This window comes from Natrinema pellirubrum DSM 15624 (assembly GCF_000230735.2).
In the GTDB taxonomy this organism is placed as follows: domain Archaea; phylum Halobacteriota; class Halobacteria; order Halobacteriales; family Natrialbaceae; genus Natrinema; species Natrinema pellirubrum.
The window spans coordinates 2,560,698-2,586,572 of record NC_019962.1; the positions used below are offsets into that span (position 1 = coordinate 2,560,698).

Below are 25,875 nucleotides of genomic sequence, written 5' to 3' on the forward strand. Positions count from 1 at the left end.
ACATCCATGGTACCTCTGGGTGATAAATCTCGCGACCAGAACTCAAACATCAGACAATAATGGTGGGCAAATAGGTGGGATGGTGCCGGTCTCCGTCACGGGTCGGCTCGGGTTCTCGCTGACCGGCCGCTGGCGACAGCGAGTGTCGCCTTACTGCCCCTCGAACTCCGGCTCCTCGTCTTCCATGAAGGCCGTGATTCCCTCCATCAGGTCGTCGGTCCCCATCAGGTGGCCGAACGCGGAGGCCTCGTACTCGAGGCCGGACTCGGTGTCGTCACGGCCGGCCAGCATCGCGCGCTTGGTGAACTTCTGGGCGATCGGCGGGCCGCCCGCGAGGTCGGTCGCCAGCTCGAGGGCGCGGTCCTCGAGGTCGGCGTTGTCGACGATCTCGTTGACGAAGCCGTAGTCGGCCAGCGTCTCGGCGTCGTAGCGCTCGGCGGTGAAGATGATCTCCTTCGCACGGCCCTCACCGACGATATGCTTGAGTCGCTGGGTGCCGCCCCAGCCCGGAATGAGGCCGAGATCGATCTCGGGCTGGCCGAACTCCGACCGGTCGCTGGCCACGCGGAGGTCCGCACAGGTCGCCAGCTCCATCCCGCCGCCGAGACAGAAGCCGTCGATCCCGGCGACGACGGGCAGATCACAGGCCTCGAGCTTGCCGAACGTCTGCTGACCCAGTCGCGAGAGTTCCTGTCCCTCGAGCGGATCGGCACCGCTGCCGGCCATGCTCTGGACGTCCGCGCCCGCGGAGAAGGCCTGCTCGCCCTCGCCGGTGACGAGGATCGCGCGCACCTCGTCGTCGGCCTCGAGGTGATCGATCGCGGTCGATAGCTCCTCGAGGAGTTCGTCGCTGATGGTGTTCATCCGGTGCGGGCGATCGAGAACGATCTGTCCGACGTAGTCGGCGGGGTACTCGAGTCGGATCGTCCCGAAGTCGACCCCCGATGCGTCCTCGTCGTCATCGTAGAAGCCGCCGGTCTCGGCCCGCTCCGCGAGGTAGTCATCGGGCGCGTATCGCTCGTGACCCGTCTCTTCGTAGGCGTCCTCGAGGGTCTCGTGTAGCGTCTCGAGACCGTAGTCGTCGACCAGTGCGACCGGGCCGTCGGGGAAGCCGGCTCCGAGCTGGACGGCCTCGTCGATCGACGCCGGTGGGGCGACGTCGCCGCCGATCAGCTTCGCGGCCTCGTTGGCGATCGTCGCGAGCAGGCGCTGCTCGACGAACTCCGATCCTTCGTCGGTCGGGATCTGGACGCCGTCGCCGTCCTCGTAGTCGTAGAAGCCCTTGCCGGTCTTCTTGCCCAGTTCCTCGTTCTCGACTTTCTCCTCGAGCAGTGGGGCCGGCTCGTAGGCCTCGCCCAGCACCTCGTTCATGTACTCGAGGACGTGGTAGCTGACGTCGTTGCCGACCTGGTCGCCGAGTTCGAAGCTGCCCATCGGCAGGCCCATGTCGTATTTCGTCGTCGAGTCGACCTCGGCGATCGTCGCCTCGTCGTTGCTGACGAGCCATGCGGCCTCGTTCATCAGCGGCACCAGAATGCGGTTGACGATGAACCCGGGCGAGTCCTTGTGGACCCGAACGGCCGTCTTGCCGAAGTCCTCGGCGAGGTCCTCCGTCACCGAGAGCGTCTCCTCGCTGCTTTCGGCCCCCGAAATCACTTCGACCAGCTGCATCCGGACCGGCGGGTTGAAAAAGTGCATCCCGCAGAACCGCTCCGGTCGCTCGGTGAACTCGGCGAGGTCGGTGATCGAGAGGCTCGAGGTGTTCGTCGCGAAGATCGCATCGTCGGGCGCGACCGCCTCGAGGTCGGTGTAGACGTCTTCTTTGATCCCCATCTGCTCGGGGACCGCCTCGATGACGAAGTCCGTGTCCGCGACGGCCTCCTCCATGTCGACCAGCGGCGTCACTCGGTCCTTGGCGGCGTCGGCTTCCTCGTCGGTGAGCCGGTCGTTCTCGGCGAGTTTGTCCAGTGACCACTCGATCTGCTCGTAGCCGTTCTGGACGAACTCCTCTTTGATGTCGCGCATGTTCACGTCGTACCCGGCCATTGCGGCGACCTCCGCGATACCGTGACCCATGTTGCCCGCACCCAGAACTGTGATGGTGTTGATGTCCTCGAGTTGCATGCTCGAAAATCCTATTCGGACCCGTTTCAACGTTTCCCTCTCACTTAATGGGAACTGGAGTTTCGTTTACTATCGGTTACAAAGCTCTTTACCGCTCCGATCGTAAGGGTCGTTCATGGAATTCGGACTCAACGAAGAACAGGAGCAGATCCGCGACGAAGTTCGCCGGTTCGCCGAAAACGAGATCGTCCCCCACGCCGAGGAGTACGACACCGAAGAGAAGTTCCCCCACGAAATCGTCGACAAGGCCGCCGAGATGGGCCTGGTCGGCACCTCGATCCCGATGGAGTACGGCGGGGCCGGCTACTCCACCCTCGAGTCGGCACTCATCGCCGAGGAACTGTTCTCCTACGATCCCGGCATCGCGCTGTCGATCATGGCCTGTTCGTTCGGCACCGAGGCCATCAGCGAGTTCGGGACCGAAGACCAGAAAGAGCGCTACCTCGAGCCGGTCGCGACGGGCGAGAAGATCTCGGGCGCGGCCATCTCCGAGCCCGACACCGGGTCGGACGTCTCCTCCGTGTCGACCCGCGCCGAGAAGGACGGTGACGAGTGGGTGATCAACGGCAACAAGATGTGGATCACCAACGGCTCGGTCGGCGACTACTTCGTCGTCCTCTGTAAGACCGACCCCGACGCCGACAGCCGCTACGGCGGCTTCAGCCAGATCATCGTCGAGTCCGACCGCGACGGGTTCTCCGCGGACAAGATCACCGGCAAGCTCGGCATCCGGGCCTCCGACACCGCCGAACTCATCCTCGACAACGTCCGCGTCCCCGAGGAGAACCTCGTCGGCGACGAGGACGCCGCCTTCCTCCAGCAGATGCAGTTCTTCGACGCCACCCGGACCGGCGTCGCCGCACAGGGACTGGGCATCGCCAAGGGCGCGCTCGAGGCCGCTCGCGAGTACGCACAGGACCGCGAGCAGTTCGGGCAGTCCATCTCGGAGTTCCAGGCCATCCAGCACAAGCTCGCGGAGATGGCCACCGAGACCGAGGCCGCACGCAACCTGACCTACAAGGCCGCCTGGAACGTCGACCAGGGCAACGACATCACCAAGCTCGCCTCGATGGCCAAGGAGTACGCCTCCCGCGTCGCTGTCGACGTCGCCAACGAGGCCGTCCAGATCCACGGCGGTGCCGGCTACGTCAACGACTTCCCCGTCGAGCGGTTCTACCGCGACTCGAAGATCACCCAGATCTACGAGGGCACCACCGAGATCCAGAAGAACGTCATCGCGCGGGAACTGCTGGACGAATAGGAGCGAAATTTCGAAAAGCACCGGAAGACGCATCGCGCCTTCCGAACTCTCGTTCACTTCGTTCACGAGACCGCCTCTCTTTCCCTGCCGCTCGAGTCGCGCTCACGGCCGCGCTCGTCCCAGCAACGCTTTGCCCCACGGGAGCCTACAACGGCCTAATGAGAGAGTTCGTCTTCGCTCTCGAGTACGAGCCCGGCCACAACGGGGTGGCGGATACGCTCGCCGACCACCCCGACGCCCGGATCCGTTCGTTGTCGCTGCACGCCACTGACGAACGGCTCTGGCGGGTCGATCACGCCACTGGCACGCGGGCGGCCCTCGCGGACATCGAGGCGGCCTTCCGCGACAGCGATTACTACGCGGACTGTCTCGCGACCGAGGACTGTGGCGCGACCCAGACCACGCAGGTCCTCGACCGCACCGACGACACGCTCGTCCTCTACTCCGACTGGGAGCGTACCCCCACCTGCGCGTCCGTCCCGCACATCGCCCGCGATCACCTCGGCGAGGGCATCCTGTTCGAGACGCGCCACGAGGGTCGCCATTACACCTGGCGGATCGTTCACTCCGGCGAGGGTGACGTGGCAGCCTTTTTCGACGCGCTCGAGGCGGCGGTCGGTGACTGCGCCCGGATGGAGATGCTCCGGGCGGCGACGGCGGAGACCGATGCACCGACGCGTGACGCGAACGGCGAGGCGAGCGGCCTCGCCCCCGAACAGGAGGCCGCGCTCCGGGCTGCGGTCGAACACGGCTACTACGAGTCGCCCCGGGAGGTCGACGTCGGCGACCTCGCTGCCCACCTCGACGTACCCCGATCGACGCTTACCTACCGGCTCCGGCGGGCCGAGGAACGGTTGGCCAAGGGATACGTTTCGGACGAGCGATTCGCCGACGGGCCGTCGACGCCGCTCTAGCACTCGCGGGATTTTGGAATATTCCAACGAAGGCTTATCGAACTGACGCCCCTACCACGACGTAATGAGTACTGAATCGGACGCGACGCGGGAAACGGACGGGGGCGGGCAGCGACGGGAGCTGACCGCCCGACTCGCCGTTCCCGAGATGGATTGCCCGTCCTGTGCGGGGAAAGTCGACAAGAGCCTCGGACGCGTCGACGGCGTGGTCGACGTCGATCTCAATCCGACCACCGGGACGGCCACGGTCGCGTACGACCGCGATCGAACCAGCGAGGCCGACGTGGTCGCGGCGATCGAAGGGGCCGGCTACGAGGTCACCGGCGGAACGGCCGACGACGGGGCGACGGAATCGGCCTCGAGCGGCGACGGCGTCGGCATCGCGCCGCCCTCGGAGGTCTGGACGAGTCCGCGCGCGAAGAAGACGTGGCTCGGTGCGGTCTTCGTCGTCCTCGGGCTGGGCTTCGAGTTCCTCCTGACGGGCGGCAACGTCGCGGTGGCGAGCGTCCTCGAGTATCCCCTCCACGTCGCGGATCTGCTCTTTCTCGGGGCGGTCGCGGTCAGCGGCATCCCCGTCGTCCGGAGCGGCTACTACTCCGCGAGAAACCGGAGCCTCGACATCGACCTCCTGATGGGGACGGCGATCATCGCCGCGACCGGCATCGGCTACTTCGTCGAAGCTGCGACGCTCGCGGTGCTGTTCAGCATCGCCGAACTGCTCGAGGACTACGCGATGGATCGGGCGCGGGACTCCCTGCGCGAACTGATGGAACTCTCGCCGGACGAGGCCACAGTCATGCGCGACGGCGAGGAGGTGACCGTCGACGCGGACGACGTGGCGGTCGGCGAGACCGTCGTCGTCCGGCCCGGGGACAAGATCCCGCTCGACGGGACGGTCCGTGAGGGCGAGAGCGCGGTCGACGAGTCGCCGATCACCGGCGAGAGCGTCCCCGTGGACAAATCGACCGGCGACGAGGTGTACGCCGGAACCATCACCGAGGACGGCTACCTCGAGGTCGAGGTCACTTCGACGGCGGGCGATTCGACGCTCTCGCGGATCATCGAGATGGTCCAGGGGGCACAGGCCGACAAGACGGAAACCGAGCAGTTCGTCGACCGGTTCGCGGGCTATTACACGCCCGTCGTGGTCGTCCTGGCGATCCTGACCGCCGCCGTGCCGCCGCTTCTCATCGGCGACACCGTCACTGCGGGGATCGCCGGCTACGAGATCGCGTTCGCCGGCGACTGGGGGACGTGGTTCGTCCGCGGGCTCACGCTGCTTGTGATCGCCTGCCCCTGTGCGTTCGTCATCTCGACGCCCGTCTCGGTCGTCTCGGGGGTCACCAGCGCCGCGCGAAACGGCGTCCTGATCAAGGGCGGCACGTATCTCGAGGCGATGGGCGAGGTCGACGCCGTCGCCGTCGACAAGACCGGTACGCTCACGAAAGGCGAACTCGCCGTGACCGACGTTGTGCCCTGCGCGGCGCCCAGCGCCGCGAACGAGGCGAGCGGTGAAACCGCGAGCCAGGCCGACGGAGCCGACGAGGCGACGCTGCTTCGCTATGCCGCCGGACTGGAGCAACGCAGCGAACACCCCATCGCCGCGGCGATCCTCGCGCGGGCCGACGAAGCGGACGTGGGCGACCTCCCCGAGCCGACGGGGTTCGAGAGCCTCACCGGCAGGGGGATCCGCGGGGAGATCGAGGGCGAGACCTACTACGCGGGCAAGCCCGCGCTGTTCGAGGAACTGGGCTTCGATCTCTCGCGGACCCGCGCGGACGACTCCTCGGGCCCGCGGACTGACGGCGGGGCCGCAGCCGAGAGTGCGCTCGCAGCCGACGAGGGAGGCTTCACCGGGGACACGCTCGCCGCGCTCGAGCGGGAGGGGAAGACGGTCGTCCTCGTCGGGACGGAGACCGACCTGCTCGGCGCGGTCGCGATCGCCGACGAGGTCCGGCCCGCGTCCAGACGGGCGGTCGAACGGCTCCACGACCTCGGCGTCGAGCGCGTCGTCATGCTGACCGGGGACAACGAGGGCACGGCGCGGGCGATCGCCGAGCAGGTCGGCGTTGACGAGTACCGTGCCGAACTCCTCCCCGACGAGAAGGTCGACGCCGTGGCGGCCCTCCAGGAGCAGTACGGCGACGTGGCGATGGTCGGCGACGGCATCAACGACGCGCCCGCGCTTGCGACCGCTGAGGTCGGCATCGCGATGGGCGCGGCCGGTACCGACACCGCCCTCGAGACGGCGGATATCGCGCTGATGGGCGACGACATCGGGCGGCTACCGTACCTGTACGACCTCTCGCACACGGCAAACGGCGTCATTCGACAGAACGTCTGGGCGAGCCTCGCCGTGAAGGCCCTACTCGCCGTCGGCGTGCCGCTGGGGCTGGTCAGCGTCGCGGTGGCGGTCGTCGTCGGCGACATGGGGATGAGCCTCGGCGTCACCGGCAACGCGATGCGGCTCGCGAACGTCGAGCCCGACGCACTCACGACCTCCGAGGGCGGCCCCGACGCTCCATAACGCCGCGTCGGCCGTTCGGGCGCAAGCACACTGGTGCGACCTCGGCGGCGACCGGATCGACCGCTCGTATCGATGCTGTAGATAGTCCGCGACGATCGAACGATTGGTTCCCGAGCCGACCTTTATTCGCGGCAGCAGATGCGGCGGTAAAGTCGAATATAGCCTCTCGTAGGCCTGAAAGCCGTCTTTTGCATCGTTCGGGGCGAGGCCTAAACCCGGCCGGTCGTTACATACATTCGATGACAGAATCACCATCCAACGGCAGCGACACGGTCGACGATAATCGCCGAACAACGGGCCACGAGCGGTCGACTGCCGGGATCGAGAACCGACTCGAGACCGAGGGTGATCCCGGCTTCGCCGGCGACCTCGAGTACGAGGTCGTGACGACCCCGGTACTCGTGATCGGGGCGGGCGCGGCGGGCGCTCGCGTCGCGATCGAACTCGCCGAGTCGGGGATCGACCCGCTCGTGATCGGCAAGCGCGATCACGGCGACGCTCACACGACGTGGGCAGCTGGCGGCGTCAACGCCGCGCTGGGCTCGCTCGATCCCGAGGACGACTGGACGATCCACGCGGCGGACACGTTCAACGAGGGCCATCACCTGAACGATCCCGACGCGGTCGAACTGACGGCGCGGGAGATGCCCGACCATATCCGCGAACTCGCCGAGTGGGGCATGCCGTTCGACCGGACCGACGATGACGAGATCAATCAGCGATACTTCGGCGCCCAATCCTACCGGCGGACCTGCTTCGTCGGCGACCGGACCGGCGAGGCCATGCTCGAGACGCTGGTCGACCGCGCTCGCGAACTCGAGGTGCCCTACCGCGAGAACGTGATGATCACGCGCCTGCTCTCGGACGGCCGCCGCGTCGACGGGGCCGTCGGCTTCGATATGGAGACCGGCGAGGGGCTGCTCTTCCGGACGAACCACGTCGTCCTCGCGGCCGGCGGGTTCTCGGCGCTCTATCACCGCCACTCCTCGCGCGACGACGAGAACAACGGCGACGGACAGGCGCTGGCGCTCGAGGCCGGGGCGCGACTCGTCGACCTCGAATTCGTCCAGTTCCATCCGACCGGGATGGTCGGCGACCGCTACGGCGAGCAGTGGGACGGCCGACTCGTCACGGAGGCAGTCCGCGGTGAGGGCGGCCGGCTCTACAATTCGGAGGGCGAGCGGTTCATGGAGCGCTACTCCCCCGACCAGATGGAACTCGACGCCCGCGACGTCGTCGCGCGGGCCATCGCTCAGGAGGTGCGGGAGGGCCGCGGGACCGAGGACGGCGGGGTCTTCCTCGATGTCTCCCACCGGGACGATCAGTACGTCCGCGACCGGCTGCCGTCGATGGTCGAGCGTTTCGAATCGCTGGGCGTCGACATCACCGAGGAGCCGATGGTGGTCGGGCCGACGGCCCACTACACGATGGGCGGGGTCGACATCGACTTCCGAACAGGCGAGACCGGCGTGGACGGTCTCTACGCCGTTGGCGAGACGGTCGCTGGCGTCCACGGGGCGAACCGCCTCGGCGGGAACTCGCTGGCCGAGACCGTCGCGATCGGCAAACTCGTCGGCGCTCACGTCGCGGCCGCGGTGACCGACGGCGACGACGATCCGACCCTCACCGACGGCCAGCGGGCGCTGGCCGAACGGGAGTTCGAGGCGCTGCGGGAACTCGCCGCTTCGGACGGCACCGTCACGCCGACGGCGCTGCTCGAGGACCTCGGCGACCTGCTGTGGGACCATGCCGGCATCCTCCGCGACGACGCGGGGCTCCGGGAGGGGCTCGCGAAACTGGACGCCCTGCGGGAACGCACCGCCGATCTCCGCGTCGCGGGCGACCGGACCTCGAAGTCGTTCGAGTACGCCGTGGACCTCTCGATGAGCCTCACCGTCGCCGAGGCGATGCTCCGGGCCGCCCTCGAGCGCACCGAATCCCGCGGCGCACACTACCGGACGGACTACCCCGACACGGCCGACGACTGGCGGGTGAACCTCGTCGTCGCCGTCGAACCGGAGGGGCTCTCGTTCAGCCGGCGCGGCGTCGGCGACCCCAGCCCGGCCGTCCGGGCGGCCCTCGAGGCCGACCACGAACTCGACTATCACCACCTCGAGTGAGCCCTCGCGGGACCCACCGAGACGCCTATGGGTCTCCGGTCCCCTACACCCGTCTCATACCTGTCCATGAACGACGAGGCACACGACGTTCTCCGTGCGGATCCCGTGATGGCCGGGCTGCTCGACCGACACGATCCCTACGTCGAACCCGACTGGAGCGAGTACGAGCGGCTCTGTATCTCGATCATCAACCAGCAGCTCTCGACCGCGAGCGCCGCGGCCGTCCGGGAGCGGGTCTTCGAGGTCCTCGATGGGGAAGTGACGCCGGAATCGGTACTGGCTGCCGACGACGAGGCGATTCGCGACGCCGGCCTCTTCCGGCGCAAGATCGAGTACGTGCGAAACGCCGCCCGCGCCTTCCGGGAGAACGATTACAGCCGGACCGGCCTCGCCTCCCACTCCGACGGGGAGGTCGTCGACCTGCTGACCGAGATCACGGGGATCGGCGAGTGGACCGCCCGGATGTATCTGCTGTTCGTCCTCGAGCGGCCCGATGTCCTCCCGCTCGGTGACCTCGCTGTCCGCCGCGGGATCGAACAGTTGTACGCCGACGGCGAGGAGTTGACCCGCGCGGAGATGCGCGAGATCGCCGAGCCGTGGCGGCCCTACCGCAGCGTCGCGACGCGCTATATCTGGGCCGAGTACGAGTCCGACTGAGCCGCCCGGCGGGCCGGCATCGCCGCTTGCCCGGCAGGCGAGGGTGGTGTTACCGGTAACAACGCTTTGGAGACCGCTCGAGCGCTGAAACGGGACGAAACGATCGACACTGTCGCCGGCAACGAGTTGTTACGGGCCGGCTCCTGCCGGCCGATCTCGGGGGTCGGAGAAACGAGACACTGAACCGACGGGACGGCCGCGTCGACTGAAGTGCGGCGGCATCCGGACTCTACTGGAGATGGCAAACGACACGTCCCCGACGGACACGGACACACCGGACCAGCGCCGAATGACCAGCGATCCCGAGCGGGTCAGGGAGTGGGCCGAGGCCCGCGACGCCGTCCCGGTACGGGTCCGGGAGGGCGACGAACACGGCCACTCGTTCGCCCGCCGTGACGAACTCGGCGAGGACCACGAGGAGTACTCCTGGGACGAGTTCGAGCGACGGTTCGACGACGAGGGCTACGTCTTCGTTTACCACGAGGACGAGCCGACCGGCGAGGGGCTGGGCTTTTTCGAGATCGTCGAGCGCGAGCGGGCCTTCGAGCGGGCGGATCTCGGCCGCGACGAACTCGAGGACTCGCTGCGACGCGGCGAGACGGTGACGACCGAGATCGTCGAGACGCAGGTCGTCGAGACCGAGGTCGTCGAGCGGGACACGATCGAGAGCGAGGTGGTCGATACGGAACTGGTCGAACGCGAGATCGTCGACTCCGAACGCCGCGCCCGCGAGGTCGTCGACACCGAGTTCGTCGGTGACGATATGATCGAGGTAACCGTCGACGAAACCCGCCTCGAGACGGTCGAGGAGATCGAACGATACATCGTCGAGAGTCGGGTCGTCGACGTCGACATCGAACGGGATCAGGAGATGGAACGCGACGAGATCGAGACGGACGTCGAACTCGAGAGCGTCCAGCGATCGATCCTCGAGAGCGATGTCGTCCGCTCGAGCGTGGCCCCCGACGAAGTCCTCGAGCGGGAAGTCATCCAGAGCCAGCGTACCGAGGGCGACGCCGTCCGGAGCGAACTCATCGAGCGCCGTACCGTCGAGGAGCAACGCGACGAGCGACTGGAGCTGCGATACGTTCTCGAGGAGTCGGAACTGGTCGAGTCCGACGTCGTCAGCAGCGAGTTGCTCGAGGGTGAGATTATCGACGTCGAGGAGTACGGCTCGATGGTGGCCGGCGAGACCGCCGGTGTCGCAGGTGACGAGACGATGGGGGACGCCGACGTGACCGGTATCGAAGGCGAGAACGCGGCGGCCGGCGAGACGGCAGCGCCGACGGTCGAACTCTCGAGGGACGACCAGGGAAAAGACGTCGTCGACGAGTCGGGCCAGCAGATCGGGATGGTCGCCGCAGTCGAGGGCCAGACCGCCTACATCGATCCGGAGCCGGGGCTCACCGATCGGCTCAAGGCCCGCATGAACTGGGGCGGTCACGGCGGCGACGACTACCCGGTCGAGGCCGCACAGATCTCGGCCATCAGGGACGACGAGGTCGTCATCCGCAGCGAGTGAGAGACCGGCCGCGGCGGGGGACCGCGACCGGGCGATGAGCGGTCCCAGCGAACGCGATGGTTTGTCGGACGAATCAGCGACGGCGCGAGCGCTCGTTTACTCGAGGTCGAAGCGGTCGTTGGTCATGACCGTGTGCCAGGCGTCGACGAAGTCCTCGACGAACTTCTCCTCCTCGCTGGCGTAGACGTCCGCGATGGTCCGCAGCCGGGAGTTCGAACCGAAGATGAGGTCGACGCGCGAGCCGGTCCACTCGACCTCGCCGGTCTCGCGGTCACGCAGCTCGTAGACCTCCTCGCCCTCCGAGGCCTGCTCCCACTCGTAGCCCATGTCGAGCAGGGTCTCGAAGAAGTCGTTGGTCAGGGTCTCCGGCTCGTCGGTGAAGACGCCGAGGTCGGAGTCCTGATAGTTGGCGTCCAGCGCGCGCATGCCGCCGACCAGTACGGTCATCTCCGAGGCCGTTAGGTCAAGCAGGTCGGCGTGGTCGACCAGCAGATCCTCGGCCGGCCCGTCGTACTCGCCGCCGAAGTAGTTCCGGAACCCGTCGACTTCCGGCTTGAGCGCCTCGACCGATTCCTCGTCGGTCTGGTCCTGCGTGGCGTCGGTCCGACCGGGTTCGAACGGGATCTCCACGTCGTAGCCGGCGTCGGCCGCGGCCTGCTCGACGGCTGCGTTGCCACCCAGCACGATGAGGTCGGCCAGCGAGACGCGTACGTCGTCGTCTCGAGCGGCGTTGAACTCCTCCTGAATCCCCTCGTAGGTCTCGAGGACTGCCTCGAGCTGGGCCGGCTCGTTGACTTCCCAGCTGCGCTGGGGTTCGAGGCGGATGCGAGCGCCGTTCGCACCGCCGCGTTTGTCGCTGTCGCGGTAGGTCGAGGCGGCCGCCCAGGCGGTCGTGACCAGTTCGGAGACGGACAGCTCCGACTCGAGGATCTCCGCTTTGAGCTGGTCGATCTCCTCGTCGCCGATCAGTTCGTAGTCGGCATCGGGGACGGGGTCCTGCCAGACGAACGTTTCCTCGGGGACATCGGGACCGAGGAACCGCTCCGGCGGGCCCATGTCGCGGTGGATCAGCTTGTACCATGCCCGCGCGAAGGCGTCCAGGAACTCCGGGGGGTTGTCGCGGAAGTTCTCGATGATCTCCCGGAACTCCGGATCCCGCTTGAGGGCGACGTCGGTCGTCATCATCATGGGGGCGTGCTTCTCCGAGGGATCGTGGGCGTCCGGGACGGTGTCGTAGGCCTCCTCCTCGACGGGCTGCCACTGGTTCGCGCCGAGGGGGCTCTCGGTGAGTTCCCACTCGTAGTCGAGCAGGTTGTCGAGGTAGGAAGTGTCCCACATCGTCGGCCACTGGTTCCATGCGCCCTCGATGCCGCTCGTGGTCGTCTCCGAACCCTTGCCGGAGTCGGGCCAGCCGAGGCCCTGCTCCTCGATCGGGGCTGCCTCGGGTGCCGGGCCCATGTCGTCGTTCTCGGCGCCGTGGGACTTGCCGAACGTGTGTCCGCCGGCGATGAGGGCGGCCGTCTCCTCGTCGTCCATCGCCATGCGACCGAACGCCTGGCGGATCCGCTTTGCCGACTCGAGCGGCTCGGGGTTGCCGTCCGGCCCCTCAGGGTCGACGTAGATGAGCCCCATTACGGTCGCGCCCAGCGGCTCCTCGAGTTCGTCGTCCTCGTCGAAGCGCTGGTCCTGCGGGGCCTCCCACTCGGTTTCGGGCCCCCAGTAGACGGCCTCGTCGGGCTCGAACACGTCCTCGCGGCCGCCGGCCCAGCCGAGCGTCTGCATCCCCATCGACTCGAGGGCGGTGTTGCCCGCGAGGACGATCAGATCGGCCCACGAGAGCTTCCGGCCGTACTTCTGCTTGATCGGCTCGAGCAGTCGGCGTGCCTTGTCGAGGTTGCCGTTGTCGGGCCAGCTGTTGAGCGGCGCGAAACGCTGGGTCCCGCCAGAGGCACCGCCGCGGCCGTCGGTAGTACGGTACGTCCCGGCGCTGTGCCAGGCCATCCGGATGAACAGCGGCCCGTAGTGGCCGTAGTCAGCCGGCCACCAGTCCTGTGAGGACGTCATCAGATCCTTAAGGTCGGCTTTGACCTCTTCGAGGTCGAGTTTCTGGAACTCCTCGGCGTAATCGAAGTCGTCGTCGTCGTACGGACCGACGGCTTCGGCGTTCTGGTCGAGAACGTCCAGGTTCAACCGATTCGGCCACCACTCGTGGTTCCGGTTCCGTTTGTTGTCGCTCATGTATTCGTACGGTTCGGAAAACGGATTGAGGAATAATATATGTACCGAATACAAGTTCCACTTTTGCTTCCCCGGCAGATAGTTTCCGATATAGCAAAACAATATCGCATATCGTGTTGAACCGTGTGGGAACGGGACGTGTGGCCGGCCGGCGGAGCCGTACCGCGTCTTGTCGACCGCTACTCAGTACGGGTCGTCCATCGCGGAGAAAGACGATCGCCGTCTCGAGACCGATCCCGATCGGGGACGGACGACGGCGACCAGGGCAGACATCGATGATCGAACCCTGTGACAGTCAGCTACCGCAGTGGGGCCGCCCGCGGGCCACAGGACGGTTACTCCTCTTCTTCGGGCGTGTCTGGCACGTCGCCGTCGATCCGGCGGCTCACGTCGACCTGATAGTTCTCGAGGATGTCCCGGCCGAGGATGACGGGGTAGTCCATGTGGCTGCGGTCCTCGACGCTTGCCGTGACGGTGTGTTGGTTCCCGCCGACCCCGACGACGACGTCGACGACGGGGCGGCTCTTCGATTGCTTGCTGCTGCCCGAGCGGACGCGGGTGATGGACTTGATCGGGCCGGCACCGATGTCGGCGGCCAGCCCGGTGTCGATGCTCGTCCGTGTCGCGCCCGTGTCGGATTTTGCCAGTATCGTCTTCGAACCGCTCGTGCCCGAGAGAACGACCTCCTCGGTGTAGCCGATTACCGCCGGCTCCGTCGCCGACGCCACCGTGTCCGGCGGCTGGGCCGTCGGTCGGGAGTCGTCGAGGACGTTCGCGATGTCACGCACGCGATCGTCGTCGACCTCGCCGCCGGCGCGCTCGATCGCCAGCTTTGCGATGTAGGGGGCCGGGCTCACCTGCGTCGCCTCGTAGAGTCCCTTGAACCCCGCCGTCGGGTTGACCTCGAGGACGTACCAGCCGTCGTCGCCCTCGACGAGGTCGACGCCGGCGTAGTCGAGACCGACGACGCCGGCCGCCTGCCGTGCCATCTCGGCGGCCTCCTCGGGGAGGTCGTCGGTCGCGTCCTCGACGGAGCCCCCGAGCGCGACGTTCGTTCGCCAGTCGTTGTCCGGCGCGTAGCGATACATCGCGGCAACGACCTCGCCGCCGACGACGTACACCCGTAGGTCGCGGTGACGGACGTCCTCCTGATCGACGAGTTCCTGCAGGAAGGCATAGCGGTTGCCGACCTTCGCGTTGATCGGGTCGTCGGGGCCGACCTTCCAGGTCCCTCCGCCGTGGGTTCCGATCGCGGTCTTGTACACGGCCTCTTCGCCGTACCGATCCCGCGCGGCGTTCAGCCGGTCGCCGCTCAACGCGAGGGTCACGTCCGGGGTCCGGATCTCGTTGGACGCCAGCGCGGTCGCCGTCGACAGTTTGTGGATCGCGGTCAACACCGTGTTCGGCTCGTTGAGCATCGGCACGAGCTGGGTAAAGGTGTTGGCAAGTCCCAGTTCCTCCGCTGGCTGTTCGGTGTTCGACAGCAGCATCCGGTTGGCGATCACGTCGACGTCAGGCTCGAGGACGGGGGTTCCATCCGTGACGCTGACGGACGTGTTTTCGGCACGGAGCCACTCGGTGTCGTGGCCGAGATCTTCGGCGGCGTTGAGAATCGCTTTGGTCTCCTTGCTCGTATGTAGACTCAGTACCCCGACAGTGACGGGATCGGAAACAGCCATACGGAACCGACACCGAGACGGCAGATAAGTATTGATAGTTCCGGAACTGACAGTCAACAATAATGACCAGTCACGGCCGTATTACCCGATGACAGACCGAACTTGTCCCGGATCGACCAACCCGCTCAGCACCGCCAGCGCACCCCACGTGATGGCTCCCACTGCGATCGCGCCGAACAGCATAAAGAGGTTCGAGACCAGCGGCGTCACCAGCAACACGGCCACGCCCATCACGCCCGTTATCCCACAGATCATTCCGGTCGTCCGGGCAAGCCGCCGAACGTTCAGGCCGAGTTCGGTGTGGACGATATAGAGGTTCACCGCGACGTAGACCGAGTGGGTCGCCACCGTCGCGATCGCCGCACCGACGACCCCGATCGCTGGGATCAAGACGATGTTCAGCCCGAAGTTGGCGACCGCCGTACCGCCCTTCGCGACGGCTCGAGCGCGGGCGCGGCCGAGGTAATCCAGACTGTCGCTGGTCAGGTTCGTGATCGCCTGCAACACGACGAAGCCGGCAAGCACCTGTAACACGGGGACCGCACCGGCGTAGTTCTGCCCGATCACCATCGTCAGGAACGGTTCGGCGACGATCGCCAGCCCGACCGCCGCCGGGATATAGAGCAGGAGGACGTTCGTCAGCGAGGTCTCGTAGATCCGTCTGGCCTCCTCGAGTTGGTCGGCAGCCTTCTGTTCGCCGAAGTTCGGCGAGATGGTAAAGCCCAGCGACTCGGCGGGCGCGAGGACGAAGTCGGTGATCTGTTTGCCCAGCGTGTAGAACGCGACCGCGGCGGGGTTCAGAAAGATCCCGACCAGCACGATGTCGATCTGCTTGTCGATGACGTTCGCGCTCCGGGTCGCCGTCAGCGGGAGGCTGTACTCGAGCAACCGTTTCGAGAGTCCCGCTTCGTACTCGTCGGCGGCGTCGTGGCGGGCGTAGAAGCCGTAGTAGAGGATGCCGATCCCGACGGCCCCGGCGATGGCATATCCGACGACGTAGCCGAAGAAGGCACCGAGCGCACCGAAGCCCGCAAGGACGAACCCGACGGCAAAGAGCAGCCGCCCCGCGCCGCTGATCGCTTGCACGATCGCGCTGTAGCCCAGATGATTAAAGCCCTGCAAGGCGACCTGCGAGAAGGTACTCGCGGAGAAGACCACGAGATAGACGACGCCGGCCGCGAGGAACGGGGCCGCCCCCGGCTCGCCGAGCGCGGTCGCGAGCCACTCGTGGTAGACCAACAGGACGTAGCCGACGACCGCGAGCAGGATTACTTTGACCGTGATCGTCGTCTCGAGGAGATGGGGGACCTGCCCGGGGTCGGTCTCGCGGTACTCGGAGATGTACCGTGCGACCGACCGGGACAGCCCCAGGTCCGCGAACAGCTGGACGATCGCCAACACCCCGATCGCCCAGTAGAGCGCGCCGTACCCGTCCGGGTCCAGCAGGTACCGCGCCAGTACGAACATCAACAGCGCGCTCGAGAGCATGTAGATCCCGCGCGCGACGAGCGTTGCCTTGAAGCCGTGGACGATGTGATCCTCCCTGTTCATAGTAGCCGACGGAGACACGCGGCGCTGCCGACCGAGCCGGCAGCGACCCACTGACTGACGACTCGAGGGATCGCACAATTGTAATGGGGAGCCAACAGTCCGAAGGGATGGACAACAGCCACGGCGATGTCGGGGTCACGCGGCGGGGCTCGATCGGGCCGAGAACGCCCGGTCGAGAGTGTGGGACCCATAACCGACCGGAAACCGCGGAAAGGACCGCCTACGGGGGTCGCACTCGACCGGTCGAAGCGAAGAAAACGCCGTCAGTGAACGCCTCGCGGACCCTGCTAGAGGTACGAGGAGTCCCAGCGGGTCGCCTTGCGACGGTTGCCACACTCGTTACACTCGATGCGTCCCATCGCGTCCATGGCGTTGTCGATCGAATCGCAGTTTCCACAGAACCAGGCGTAGTGGTCGGTGCGGTCGTCGTCGCTGTAGGCCACGTAAAACGGTGCCTGCGATCCTCTGGCGGCCTCGCCGTAGCTCACGTAGACCGTCTCACCGTCGACGGTCAGTTCGTCGACCGTCCCCCACTCGCCCTCGTCCTCGAGGTCGGCCTCGACGTAGACGTTCTCGGTGAACGTTTCCGAGCCGATCTCGACCTCACGCTGGCCCGCCTGCTCGAAGCCGTGACTGCGGTAGAACTGGTTGCCGCCCTCGTTGTCCGCGAGGACGAAACACTGGATCCCGTCGGCCCCCTCCTCGAGGAGTCGCTCGCGGGTACGAACCAGCAGGCGCACACCCGTCCCATCGCCGCGGTGGTCCGGGTGGACGTGGAGCCAGAGCAGTCGGCCGGTGTTGGCCCGCTGACCGACCAGTTCGCTCTGGGAAAAGCCCGCGAGTTCGCCGTCGCGTTCGACGAGCAAGAACAGCGTCCGGTCGTCCGCGAGTTCGTCCGCGAGCGGGTCGCCGTACCACTGTTCGACCGCCTCGTCGATGGTTTCGGGCTCGAGGAAGTCAGTGTACGTCGAACCCAGCGAGTCGCGGGCGATCGTCCGAATCGCTTCGGCGTCCGAATCGGTTGCCTCTCGGATCTTCATGAGCATCCATACTACTGCCAGATACAAAACGTATGCCCACGCTCCCAGTCGCTGGTAGACGTTGTTCGAGGGAAACGGCTGTTCTCCGGGAAAACTGGCACTGGGCAGTCACGGTCGATCGAGCGTCGAGGCTCGAGGCGGTCCGAGGGGGAACATTCACGTCGCTGCTCCCGGAGAACGTGATATGAGCGACGACGCGACGAGCGACCCTCCCGACGGGGCGGCCGCCGAGGCGTTTACCTACAACGGCGGCCGCGTCGATCCGGGCGAATCGGCGAACATTCGATACGGCATCAGCGAGACGTATCTCGGTGACCCCGTCCGGATCCCAGTAACGGTCGTCAACGGCGAGCATCCGGGGCCGACGGTGTTTCTCTCGGCGGCGGCCCACGGCGACGAACTCAACGGGATCGAGGTCGTCCGGGAGGTGGCCCACGACTGGGACCACTCGATACTGCACGGGACGCTCGTCTGTCTGCCCGTGATGAACGTCCCCGGCTTCCTCGCACAGGAGCGGTATCTCCCGATCTACGATCGGGACCTGAACCGGTCGTTCCCCGGCCGCGAGGGGTCGACTAGCGCCCGACGGATGGCCAACCAGATCTTCACGAACTTCATCGAGCCCTGCGATCTCGGGCTGGACTTCCATACGTCGACGCGGGGCCGGACGAACATGCTTCACGTCCGTGCGAACACGGAGCGATCGACCGTCGCCAGACTCGCCAAAGCGTTCAGTTCCAACGTCATCATCGCCGGCGAGGGGCCGTCGGGAACGCTCCGACGCGAGGCCACCGAGGCCGGGATTCCGACGATCACGGTCGAGATGGGCGAGGCCCACCGGTTCCAGCGGCGGCTGATCGACCGCGCACTCACCGGCGTCGCGAGCGTCCTCGCCGAGTTCGGCCTTCACCGGGAGTCGTCGGTCCACTGGCCCGGCTGGCGGACCGTCATCGACGACGACGACGAGAAGACCTGGCTCCGGGCCGACGCCGGCGGCATCGTCGATATGAAACGTGGCCGCGGCCAGCTCGTCGAGGAGGGCGAGGTCATCTGTACCATCACCAACCCGTTCAAGGAAGACGAGGACATCGTCACCGTCGAGGCCCCCTTTACCGGCCTCATCGTCGGCGTCCTCGAGAACCCCGTCGTCTACCCGGGGAACCCGCTGTGTCATCTCGTCGGGCTCTCGCCGGATACCCTCACCGCACTCGAGCGCGAGCGGACGACCGAGCGGTCACGGTCGGACCTCCGTCAGGGGGACGACTGAGCGAACATCTGACATCCGCCGGGAGTTCCCCGAACTCCTTCGGGACATGTCAACGGAACTTGTTCGTTTCTGGCCGTGTTCTCTCGGACCGAACGGATGAACAGGAGCGATAAAAGTAACTTCTATACCGCCGCGGTCAAACGGTCCACATGAGCGCATGAGTCAGTCTTACAATCGCGGCCTCATCGAGGACTTCGGGCGGTGGAAGGAGTTCTCGGCCGGCATGTGGGCGTGGATCTTCCACAAGTTCACCGGGTGGATGCTGATCGGCTACCTGTTCACCCACATCGCCGTGCTGAGTACGTCTATCAGCGCCGCAGGAGAAAGTACGGACGTGATCGAAGCACAAAACGACATTTACAGTACGACGCTGCAGGGGCTCGAGGGGCTGTTCCTCATCCGCCTGCTGGAGATCGGCCTGCTCGCGGTGGCCGTCTTCCACATCCTGAACGGCCTTCGCCTGCTGATGGTCGATCTCGGGATCGGCCTCGAGTCCCAGGACAAGAGTTTCTACGCCTCGCTGGTGCTGACCGGGGCGATCACCGTCGCCAGCGTCCCGACCTTCCTGACGGAGGTGGGGATCTGATGGCGGAACGATACTCCTCCTTTACGCCCGGCGGCACCGGCTGGTTCCTCCAGCGCGTCACCGCCGCGTTCCTCGTCGTCGTTCTTGCCTTCCACTTCTTCCTCTTGCACTTCGTCAACCACGCGTACGAGGTAAGCTTCATGGGCACTCAGGCCCGAATGGAGAACATCGGGTACTTCCTCACGATGGTCTTGTTCCTGGTGACCGCCGCCTTCCACGGCGTCAACGGCGTCTACAACGCCTTGGTCAATCAGGGACTCGAGGGGACCCAGAAGAAGGTCGTGCTGGCGGTGTTGACCATCGCCGGCGTCGGCCTCGTCGCGCAGGGAACGTACGTCGCACTCACGATGTCGGGGATGATCTAACATGAGTACACAACAAGCCGAACCCGAAAGCCAGGAAGCACCGGAAGACCCGGCGATGAAAGGTGCGGAGTCGCCGGCCGCGGAGGAACAGAACGGCGGCGGCATGGTCGACGAACACGCCGAAAAGGCCGCCGAACTCGAGGGGGAGACGGTCCACATCAAGGTGTTCCGCTACGACCCCGAAGTCGAGGGGAAACAGGAACCACGCTTCGACGACTTCCACGTCCCCTTCGAGAAGGGGATGACCGTCCTCGACTCGGTCATGTACGCCCGCGACGAGTACGATTCGTCGCTCACCTTCCGTCACTCCTGTCGACAGGCCGTCTGTGGCTCCGACGCCTTCTTCGTCAACGGGAAGCAGCGACTGGGCTGTAAGACTCAGATCTCCGATCTAGAACAGCCGGTCCGCATCGAGCCGCTGCCCCATCAGGAGGTCGTCAAGGACCTGGTCGTCGACATGGACCACTTCTACGACCAGATGCATACGGTCGAGCCGTACTTCCAGGACGAGGACACGCCGCCGGTCGATGACCTCGAGGAACAGCGCCAGAGCCAGGAAAACCGCGAGAAGATCAAGATGTCCTCGCGGTGTATCTGGTGTGGCGCGTGTATGTCCTCGTGTAACATCGCGGCCGGCGACAACGAATACCTGGGCCCGGCAGCGATCAACAAGGCCTACAAGTTCGCGATGGACGACCGCGAGGGCGAGGAGATCAAGGAGCATCGACTCCGCATTCTCGAGCAGGAACACGGCGTCTGGCGGTGCCAGACCCAGTTCTCCTGTACCGAGGTGTGTCCGAAGGACATTCCGCTCACCGAGCACATTCAGGAGCTCAAGCGGGAGGCAGTCAAGAAGAACCTGAAATTCTGGTAACTATGTACGAACACGACGTCATCGTGGTCGGCGCTGGCGGCGCCGGCCTCCGAGCCGCGATCGCAGCGCACGAAGCGGGAGCCGACGTGGCGATGGTCACGAAGCTCCACCCCGTCCGCAGCCACACCGGCGCGGCCGAGGGCGGTATCAACGCCGCACTACAGGAGGGCGACGACTGGGAACTCCACGCCTACGACACGATGAAGGGCTCGGACTACCTCGGCGACGCGCCGGCGGTCGAGACCCTCGCCCAGAACGCCCCCGAGGAGACCATCAACCTCGAACACTGGGGGATGCCGTTCTCCCGCGAGGACGACGGCACCGTCTCCCAGCGGCCGTTCGGTGGCCTCTCTTACCCCCGGACCACCTACGCCGGGGCCGAGACGGGCCATCACCTGCTGCATACGATGTACGAACAGGTCGTCAAACGGGGCATTCAGGTCTACGACGAGTGGTACGTCATGGACCTGGCGACGACCGACGAGGATGACCCCAACGACCGCGAGTGTCACGGCGTCGTCGCCTACGACGTCCAGTCGGGCAACATTGAAGGGTTCAAGGCGAACAACGGCGTCGTCCTCGCGACCGGCGGCCCCGGCCAGGCCTTCGACCACACCACCAACGCCGTCTCCTGTACCGGCGACGGCCACGCGATGGCCTACCGTGCCGGCGCGCCGCTCGAGGACATGGAGTTCATCCAGTTCCACCCGACCTCGCTGCCCTCGACGGGGGTCCTGATCTCCGAGGGTGTCCGCGGGGAGGGCGGCATCCTCTACAACAGCGAGGGCGAGCGGTTCATGTTCGAGTACGGCTACGCGAACAACTCCGGCGAACTCGCCAGCCGCGACGTCGTCGCCCGCGCGGAACTCACCGAGGTCGGCGAGGGACGGGGCGTCGACGACGAGTACGTCCATCTCGACATGCGCCACCTCGGCGAGGAGCGCATCATGGATCGGCTGGAGAACATCCTCCACCTGGCGGAGGACTTCGAGGGCGTCGACGGGCTCGTCGAGCCGATGCCGGTCAAGCCCGGCCAGCACTACGCCATGGGCGGCATCGAGGTCGACGAGAACGGCCAGACCTGCGTCGACGGCCTCTACGCGGCCGGCGAGTGTGCCTGTGTCTCCGTCCACGGCGGCAACCGACTCGGCGGCAACGCCCTGCCGGAACTGATCGTCTTCGGCAAGCGCGCCGGCCAACACGCCGCCGGCGAGGACCTCGGCGAGCCCGAGATCCGGACCGGCTACGGCGACGACGTCGAGGACGAGACCGACACCGAACTACCGGTCGCACCCGGCAAAGCGGGGCTCGAGACCAGCGGGAGCGTCGCTGCCGACGGCGGGATGGCCACCGACGCCGAGGGTGTCCTCCAGCGAAAGGTCGAAACCGCCCGCGAACACGTTGACACCCTGATGGACAAGGACGACGGCGTCCAGCACGCCGAGATCCGCGCAAAGCTCCAAAAGGCGATGACCGACTATGTCAACGTCTTCCGGACCGAGGAGGGCGTCAAGAAGGCCCTCGAGATCATCCGGGAGTGTCGCGAGGAGTACCAGGACGTCTACGTCGACGACCCGTCGCGGACGTTCAACACCGACCTCCAACAGACCATCGAGACGCGCAACCTGATCGACGTCGCCGAGACGATCGCGCTCGGTGCCCTGGTTCGCGACGAGTTCCGTGGCGCTCACTGGCGCAAGGAACACCAGGAACGCAAGGACGAGGAGTGGCTCAAGCACACGCTGATCTCGTGGGACGACGGCTCGCCGTCGATCTTCTATCGCCCCGTGATCCTCGAGGGCGAGAACAAGACCTACGAGCCCAAAGAGCGCAGCTACTGACCGCGCCGTCGCCGTTTTCGCCGCGTGATCCCGCCGCCTCGAGTAGAACCGTTTATTGCTGTCCCGACTAATGGCGACGTATGGGAACTGTTTCGCTGCTCGGCGTCGCCGCGGCCTTCCTCGGCGACTCCGTCCTTGCCGGCCCGCTACTGTTCGTAGCGGTCGTGTTCTCGCCCGCGGCGTTCCTTCTAGTGCTTTGGGTACTCATGCGGTTCGTCCTCAGTACCGAATCGACGGCCTGACGCCGCGGTCCCCCGCCGCTCGGTCGAACCGCTACAGCCCCAGCACTTCGAGCAGGTCGACGCCGACGCCGGCGCGTTCGACCACCCTGTAGCCGAGGTAGATCCCGATGATCCCCATGATACCGGGGAGTTCCGGCGGCGCCGGAATCGGGACGTTGAGAAATCGGAACAGCGCACCGGTCACCAGCCCGGTCAACAGTGCGAGGACGGTAAGCTGGGTCGACATCTCCTATTACTCGCGAACCCGGCCACAAAAGCAGTCCGTCCGTCTTCAGCGGCCGCGGTGACTTCGTCTCCCGGTACCACTGCACACTACTACGACGATCGCCTACACTCGAGATCGCGCGATCGCGACCCCGTCAGTCGGTCTGAACATATTTTGACCATCGACGTATGCTATATCGACAGCAGTGGCGGCCGTTCGTCACCGTAGTTTCGACAATCGTTGTAGACGACATTTATTATCGTCGAAAAATACACGGTTCGGTATGGAACGATCAACGACGACGACACCGGCCGTATCGATTCCGACCGACCTCGACTCCGCCCGCGCCAAACTGGTCTACCTGTATCTCGCCGCGACCGACGGTGCGACCGCGGACGACCTCTGTGACGACCTCGCCGTCACGAAAGGAGCCGTCCTCTCGATCACGGGGACCCTCCGGGAACGGGGCTACCTCGAGCGACGGGACGGTCGGTACGAACTCGCGTAAGGGATTCGCTCGAGTCGAACGGCCGGGAGCGAGGGCCGAGCGGTGCGAGGACCTCGGGACCCGGGGGAGGGCAGGCTTTTACCTGTTATCGCCGCGAGCGGGCCGACGACCGATGTGGAGTGAGCAACGCGAACGGAACGGAGGGAGGAGTGCTTTTCATCGAAGCTAAGCGGGATCGAAGATCCCGCGAGGTCCGAGAGAGCGAAGCTCTCTCGAGATTTTGCCGAGGGCGCGGCTTCGCCGCGCCCGCAGAGCAAAAGTTCGGTCTTTAGAGCTCGATCCGCTCGACCAGCCGCTCGTGGTTTTCGTTCGTGTTGACCGCGACGATGCGGATCTCCTCTTCGAGCCCCGAATCCTCGAGTTTCGCTTTGAGGAGGTTGTCGACCTGGTAGACGCCGGCGGCGTTGGTCATCGCGATCTCGACCATCACGGGCGTCGTGTCGCCGGGCTGGAGCGAGACGCGTTTGATCGCCTGACTCGAGAGGGTGTTGATCCCACGGCCGCCGTGTTCGTAGGGGATCCGCGAGCGCCCGCTTTCCATGTCCAACGCGTCGGCGACGCGGATGACGCCGGCCTCGGTCGTCAGGGGCGTCTCGGCGGTGTGATGACAGAGGATCGCATGGAGGATCTCGCCTTTCATCCGGACGCGGTCAGCGACGTCGTAGAACTCCGGGAGGATCCGTTCTAAGATGTCGGCGGCCAGCGGGATCGAGTAGTAGGCGTGGCTATCGCGGTGGACGACGTGGCCCACGTCGTGTAAGGTCGCCGCCAGCGCGATGATGACCGCCTCGTCTTCCTCGTCGAGGCCCTGCTGTCGCGCGCCGTTGAAATCGACGTCGCCGGCCTTGAGCAGATCGTAGAGACACAACGCCCGGTTACGGACGATCTCGATGTGTTTGGTGCCGTGATCGTTGTACCGCATCCGATCGACCGCATTGATGTTTTGGGCCTCGAGATAGGCCTCGATTTCCTCGTCGGTCTCGACGAACTCGAGGACGCGGTTCAGTTTCCCGTCGGGAAAGTGGTGGTCGTCGTCGGGGGTGTAGACATGGTAGGGTTCCTCGGCGGCGGCAGAATCACTCATACGTACTCCTCGGTTGCTGACTAAAAAAGCCCTGCGACGGTCTCGGGTTCGTTACGACAGGTCCTCGACGGCGGCCTCGACCTCGTCGTAGTCGGGCTCGACGCCGGGGTCGTCACTGACCCACGAGTAGGCGATCTGTCCGTCACCGTCGACGACGAACACCGACCGCTTGGCGACGCCGTGGACGCCCAGGTCGGCGAAGTCCATCGAGAGATCGTACTCGTCGACGATCTCCTTGTTGTAGTCGCTGATGAGGCCGAACTCGAGGCCGTTCTGTTCGCGGAACTCGTTCAGGGTAAACGGCGAGTCGCGGCTGACGCCGTAGACGGCGGCGTCGAGGTCGTTGAACGCGGCCAGTCGGTCCTGGAACGTACACATCTCGGTAGTACAGACACCGGTGAACGCGCCGGGGAAGAAGGCGAGGACGATCGGTGCCTCGTCCTCGAGGCGTTCCGAGAGCGTGAACTCTTCGATGTCGCCGTTTGCGAGCGGTGCAGTGAAGTCGGGTGCGGCGTCTCCGGTTGCTGCCATCGTTGTAATCGTTACGTACAAACCGGAAAGACAGTTTCGCTCCCGGACGGGACGTGGATCGATCCGAGCGAGGCCCCGTCGTGGTCGGCGACGGCAGTTGGGGCGGCGTCGACCGGCCCGGCTTGCGTGGAAATTCCGAACTGTGCGCTCAGACGGACTGTCGCGGCCGCATGCTTACCTTAGTGCTCCAAAAAGGTTATAATTGCCAGCGGGTAAGCCACGCATAGAGATGGTAGCCGAAATCACACCGCTGTTCATCCCCGGCGGCATGGGGCCTCCGGAACTCGCCATCATCCTCATCATCGCAATCTTGCTCTTCGGGGCCAACAAGATCCCGAAGCTCGCACGATCGACCGGTGAGGCGATGGGTGAGTTCCAGAAGGGCCGCGAGAAGGTCGAATCGGAACTCGAGGAAATGCGCGAGGGCGGCACCGTCGAGGGCGAAACCGCTGACGACGACGAGTTCGTCGACACCGAGCCCGTCACCACCGAGGAGGAGACGACCACCGAGACCGAAACCGAGACCAACTAACGTTCTTTTTCCGCCGGGGCGTGTGGCCTAGCGGACAGGGCAGGAGGTTCCTAACCTTCTGATCGTGGGTTCGAATCCCGCCACGCCCGTCCTGCGACGAACGGACGTGAGGAGCAGACGGGCACGGGATTCGAATCAGGGAGTGGAGCGAAGCGGAACGACCGTGGTTCGAATCCCGCCACGCCCGTACAGCGAGCCACGAAGTGG

The 25,875-nt window shown here is 65.8% G+C and carries 22 protein-coding genes and 1 tRNA gene; 15 read left to right on the forward strand and 8 right to left on the reverse strand.

All coding sequences use genetic code 11. The features are described 5' to 3' along the window. Positions 1-150: 150 nt before the first annotated feature. Entirely contained in the window at positions 151-2,124 is a 1,974-nt protein-coding gene (locus tag NATPE_RS12365; protein ID WP_006181815.1) for a 3-hydroxyacyl-CoA dehydrogenase/enoyl-CoA hydratase family protein, read from the reverse strand. Positions 2,125-2,239: 115 nt separating this feature from the next. On the opposite strand from NATPE_RS12365, the gene NATPE_RS12370 reads away from it, so the two are divergent. The 6 genes from NATPE_RS12370 to NATPE_RS12395 all read left to right on the forward strand — a co-directional run bounded on the left by NATPE_RS12370 (position 2,240) and on the right by NATPE_RS12395 (position 11,125). After that, entirely contained in the window at positions 2,240-3,385 is a 1,146-nt protein-coding gene (locus NATPE_RS12370; protein WP_006181816.1) for an acyl-CoA dehydrogenase family protein, read from the forward strand. A 158-nt stretch (positions 3,386-3,543) separates the two neighbouring features. Beyond that, the gene (locus tag NATPE_RS12375) at positions 3,544-4,299 is read left to right on the forward strand and encodes a helix-turn-helix domain-containing protein (protein WP_006181817.1); all 756 of its coding nucleotides are present in this window, start codon (positions 3,544-3,546) and stop codon (positions 4,297-4,299) included. A 64-nt stretch (positions 4,300-4,363) separates the two neighbouring features. Beyond that, complete coding sequence (locus tag NATPE_RS12380; protein ID WP_015299094.1) at positions 4,364-6,826, forward strand: heavy metal translocating P-type ATPase; 2,463 nt, start codon at positions 4,364-4,366, stop codon at positions 6,824-6,826. A gap of 239 nt (positions 6,827-7,065) precedes the next feature. Further along, entirely contained in the window at positions 7,066-8,946 is a 1,881-nt protein-coding gene (locus NATPE_RS12385) for an L-aspartate oxidase (RefSeq protein WP_006181821.1), read from the forward strand. Between the two features lie 66 nt (positions 8,947-9,012). Next, entirely contained in the window at positions 9,013-9,603 is a 591-nt protein-coding gene (locus NATPE_RS12390; protein WP_006181822.1) for a DNA-3-methyladenine glycosylase family protein, read from the forward strand. A 238-nt stretch (positions 9,604-9,841) separates the two neighbouring features. After that, a complete protein-coding gene (locus NATPE_RS12395; protein ID WP_006181823.1) occupies positions 9,842-11,125 on the forward strand; it encodes a hypothetical protein in 1,284 nt (427 codons plus the stop codon). Positions 11,126-11,221: 96 nt separating this feature from the next. On the opposite strand, the gene katG is transcribed toward NATPE_RS12395, so the two are convergent. The 4 genes from katG to NATPE_RS12415 all read right to left on the reverse strand — a co-directional run bounded on the left by katG (position 11,222) and on the right by NATPE_RS12415 (position 17,633). After that, positions 11,222-13,363 carry a catalase/peroxidase HPI gene (gene katG, locus NATPE_RS12400; protein ID WP_006181824.1) on the reverse strand — a complete coding sequence of 714 codons (2,142 nt, stop codon included), beginning with the start codon at positions 13,361-13,363 and terminating at the stop codon, positions 11,222-11,224. A 335-nt stretch (positions 13,364-13,698) separates the two neighbouring features. Beyond that, on the reverse strand, positions 13,699-15,042 hold the full coding sequence (locus NATPE_RS12405; protein WP_006181825.1) for a RimK family alpha-L-glutamate ligase: 1,344 nt from the start codon (positions 15,040-15,042) through the stop codon (positions 13,699-13,701). 81 nt (positions 15,043-15,123) lie between these two features. Further along, a complete protein-coding gene (locus NATPE_RS12410; protein ID WP_006181826.1) occupies positions 15,124-16,593 on the reverse strand; it encodes a flippase in 1,470 nt (489 codons plus the stop codon). A 287-nt stretch (positions 16,594-16,880) separates the two neighbouring features. Further along, a complete protein-coding gene (locus NATPE_RS12415; protein ID WP_015299096.1) occupies positions 16,881-17,633 on the reverse strand; it encodes a GNAT family N-acetyltransferase in 753 nt (250 codons plus the stop codon). Positions 17,634-17,817: 184 nt separating this feature from the next. On the opposite strand from NATPE_RS12415, the gene NATPE_RS12420 reads away from it, so the two are divergent. The 6 genes from NATPE_RS12420 to NATPE_RS22295 all read left to right on the forward strand — a co-directional run bounded on the left by NATPE_RS12420 (position 17,818) and on the right by NATPE_RS22295 (position 22,808). Beyond that, on the forward strand, positions 17,818-18,900 hold the full coding sequence (locus tag NATPE_RS12420; protein WP_006181828.1) for a succinylglutamate desuccinylase/aspartoacylase family protein: 1,083 nt from the start codon (positions 17,818-17,820) through the stop codon (positions 18,898-18,900). Positions 18,901-19,057: 157 nt separating this feature from the next. Then, on the forward strand, positions 19,058-19,486 hold the full coding sequence (sdhC, locus tag NATPE_RS12425; RefSeq protein ID WP_006181830.1) for a succinate dehydrogenase, cytochrome b556 subunit: 429 nt from the start codon (positions 19,058-19,060) through the stop codon (positions 19,484-19,486). Then, complete coding sequence (locus NATPE_RS12430; protein ID WP_006181831.1) at positions 19,486-19,851, forward strand: succinate dehydrogenase hydrophobic membrane anchor subunit; 366 nt, start codon at positions 19,486-19,488, stop codon at positions 19,849-19,851. The genes sdhC and NATPE_RS12430 overlap by 1 nt, the downstream gene beginning before the upstream one ends. A gap of 1 nt (position 19,852) precedes the next feature. After that, positions 19,853-20,725, forward strand: a complete 873-nt coding sequence (locus NATPE_RS12435) for a succinate dehydrogenase/fumarate reductase iron-sulfur subunit (protein ID WP_006181832.1) — start codon at positions 19,853-19,855, stop codon at positions 20,723-20,725. Positions 20,726-20,727: 2 nt separating this feature from the next. Beyond that, positions 20,728-22,566 carry an FAD-binding protein gene (locus tag NATPE_RS12440; RefSeq protein ID WP_006181833.1) on the forward strand — a complete coding sequence of 613 codons (1,839 nt, stop codon included), beginning with the start codon at positions 20,728-20,730 and terminating at the stop codon, positions 22,564-22,566. Positions 22,567-22,646: 80 nt separating this feature from the next. Continuing rightward, the gene (locus tag NATPE_RS22295; protein ID WP_015299097.1) at positions 22,647-22,808 is read left to right on the forward strand and encodes a hypothetical protein; all 162 of its coding nucleotides are present in this window, start codon (positions 22,647-22,649) and stop codon (positions 22,806-22,808) included. Positions 22,809-22,839: 31 nt separating this feature from the next. Here NATPE_RS22295 and NATPE_RS12445 read toward each other — a convergent pair whose 3' ends face one another. Continuing rightward, complete coding sequence (locus NATPE_RS12445; protein ID WP_006181834.1) at positions 22,840-23,034, reverse strand: XapX domain-containing protein; 195 nt, start codon at positions 23,032-23,034, stop codon at positions 22,840-22,842. 262 nt (positions 23,035-23,296) lie between these two features. Between NATPE_RS12445 and NATPE_RS12450 the strand changes: the two genes are divergently transcribed. After that, positions 23,297-23,521 carry a hypothetical protein gene (locus NATPE_RS12450; RefSeq protein WP_006181835.1) on the forward strand — a complete coding sequence of 75 codons (225 nt, stop codon included), beginning with the start codon at positions 23,297-23,299 and terminating at the stop codon, positions 23,519-23,521. Between the two features lie 268 nt (positions 23,522-23,789). Here the strand turns inward: NATPE_RS12450 and NATPE_RS12455 are convergent, their stop codons facing one another. Both NATPE_RS12455 and NATPE_RS12460 read right to left on the reverse strand, forming a co-directional pair. Further along, complete coding sequence (locus tag NATPE_RS12455; protein ID WP_006181836.1) at positions 23,790-24,605, reverse strand: HD domain-containing protein; 816 nt, start codon at positions 24,603-24,605, stop codon at positions 23,790-23,792. Positions 24,606-24,656: 51 nt separating this feature from the next. Further along, positions 24,657-25,136, reverse strand: coding sequence for a redoxin domain-containing protein (locus tag NATPE_RS12460; protein WP_006181837.1), 480 nt, complete (start codon positions 25,134-25,136; stop codon positions 24,657-24,659). Positions 25,137-25,365: 229 nt separating this feature from the next. Between NATPE_RS12460 and tatA the strand changes: the two genes are divergently transcribed. Together tatA and NATPE_RS12470 are read left to right on the forward strand one after the other, a co-directional pair. After that, complete coding sequence (gene tatA, locus NATPE_RS12465) at positions 25,366-25,668, forward strand: twin-arginine translocase TatA/TatE family subunit (protein WP_015299098.1); 303 nt, start codon at positions 25,366-25,368, stop codon at positions 25,666-25,668. Positions 25,669-25,684: 16 nt separating this feature from the next. After that, a tRNA-Arg gene (locus tag NATPE_RS12470) sits at positions 25,685-25,757 on the forward strand. Positions 25,758-25,875: the final 118 nt, after the last annotated feature.

What these genes read in the sequence shown, in the direction of transcription:
- NATPE_RS12390 (WP_006181822.1), top strand. Translation starts at nt 9,013, where the DNA reads ATGAACGACGAGGCACACGACGTTCTCCGTGCGGATCCCGTGATGGCC.
- NATPE_RS12455 (WP_006181836.1), bottom strand. Translation starts at nt 24,605, where the DNA reads ATGAGTGATTCTGCCGCCGCCGAGGAACCCTACCATGTCTACACCCCC.
- NATPE_RS12415 (WP_015299096.1), bottom strand. Translation starts at nt 17,633, where the DNA reads ATGAAGATCCGAGAGGCAACCGATTCGGACGCCGAAGCGATTCGGACG.
- NATPE_RS12460 (WP_006181837.1), bottom strand. Translation starts at nt 25,136, where the DNA reads ATGGCAGCAACCGGAGACGCCGCACCCGACTTCACTGCACCGCTCGCA.
- NATPE_RS12445 (WP_006181834.1), bottom strand. Translation starts at nt 23,034, where the DNA reads ATGTCGACCCAGCTTACCGTCCTCGCACTGTTGACCGGGCTGGTGACC.
- katG (WP_006181824.1), bottom strand. Translation starts at nt 13,363, where the DNA reads ATGAGCGACAACAAACGGAACCGGAACCACGAGTGGTGGCCGAATCGG.
- NATPE_RS12405 (WP_006181825.1), bottom strand. Translation starts at nt 15,042, where the DNA reads ATGGCTGTTTCCGATCCCGTCACTGTCGGGGTACTGAGTCTACATACG.
- NATPE_RS12410 (WP_006181826.1), bottom strand. Translation starts at nt 16,593, where the DNA reads ATGAACAGGGAGGATCACATCGTCCACGGCTTCAAGGCAACGCTCGTC.
- sdhC (WP_006181830.1), top strand. Translation starts at nt 19,058, where the DNA reads ATGAGTCAGTCTTACAATCGCGGCCTCATCGAGGACTTCGGGCGGTGG.
- NATPE_RS12370 (WP_006181816.1), top strand. Translation starts at nt 2,240, where the DNA reads ATGGAATTCGGACTCAACGAAGAACAGGAGCAGATCCGCGACGAAGTT.
- NATPE_RS12395 (WP_006181823.1), top strand. Translation starts at nt 9,842, where the DNA reads ATGGCAAACGACACGTCCCCGACGGACACGGACACACCGGACCAGCGC.
- NATPE_RS12430 (WP_006181831.1), top strand. Translation starts at nt 19,486, where the DNA reads ATGGCGGAACGATACTCCTCCTTTACGCCCGGCGGCACCGGCTGGTTC.
- NATPE_RS12380 (WP_015299094.1), top strand. Translation starts at nt 4,364, where the DNA reads ATGAGTACTGAATCGGACGCGACGCGGGAAACGGACGGGGGCGGGCAG.
- NATPE_RS12365 (WP_006181815.1), bottom strand. Translation starts at nt 2,124, where the DNA reads ATGCAACTCGAGGACATCAACACCATCACAGTTCTGGGTGCGGGCAAC.
- NATPE_RS12420 (WP_006181828.1), top strand. Translation starts at nt 17,818, where the DNA reads ATGAGCGACGACGCGACGAGCGACCCTCCCGACGGGGCGGCCGCCGAG.
- NATPE_RS12435 (WP_006181832.1), top strand. Translation starts at nt 19,853, where the DNA reads ATGAGTACACAACAAGCCGAACCCGAAAGCCAGGAAGCACCGGAAGAC.
- NATPE_RS12385 (WP_006181821.1), top strand. Translation starts at nt 7,066, where the DNA reads ATGACAGAATCACCATCCAACGGCAGCGACACGGTCGACGATAATCGC.
- NATPE_RS12440 (WP_006181833.1), top strand. Translation starts at nt 20,728, where the DNA reads ATGTACGAACACGACGTCATCGTGGTCGGCGCTGGCGGCGCCGGCCTC.
- NATPE_RS22295 (WP_015299097.1), top strand. Translation starts at nt 22,647, where the DNA reads ATGGGAACTGTTTCGCTGCTCGGCGTCGCCGCGGCCTTCCTCGGCGAC.
- NATPE_RS12450 (WP_006181835.1), top strand. Translation starts at nt 23,297, where the DNA reads ATGGAACGATCAACGACGACGACACCGGCCGTATCGATTCCGACCGAC.
- NATPE_RS12375 (WP_006181817.1), top strand. Translation starts at nt 3,544, where the DNA reads ATGAGAGAGTTCGTCTTCGCTCTCGAGTACGAGCCCGGCCACAACGGG.
- tatA (WP_015299098.1), top strand. Translation starts at nt 25,366, where the DNA reads ATGGTAGCCGAAATCACACCGCTGTTCATCCCCGGCGGCATGGGGCCT.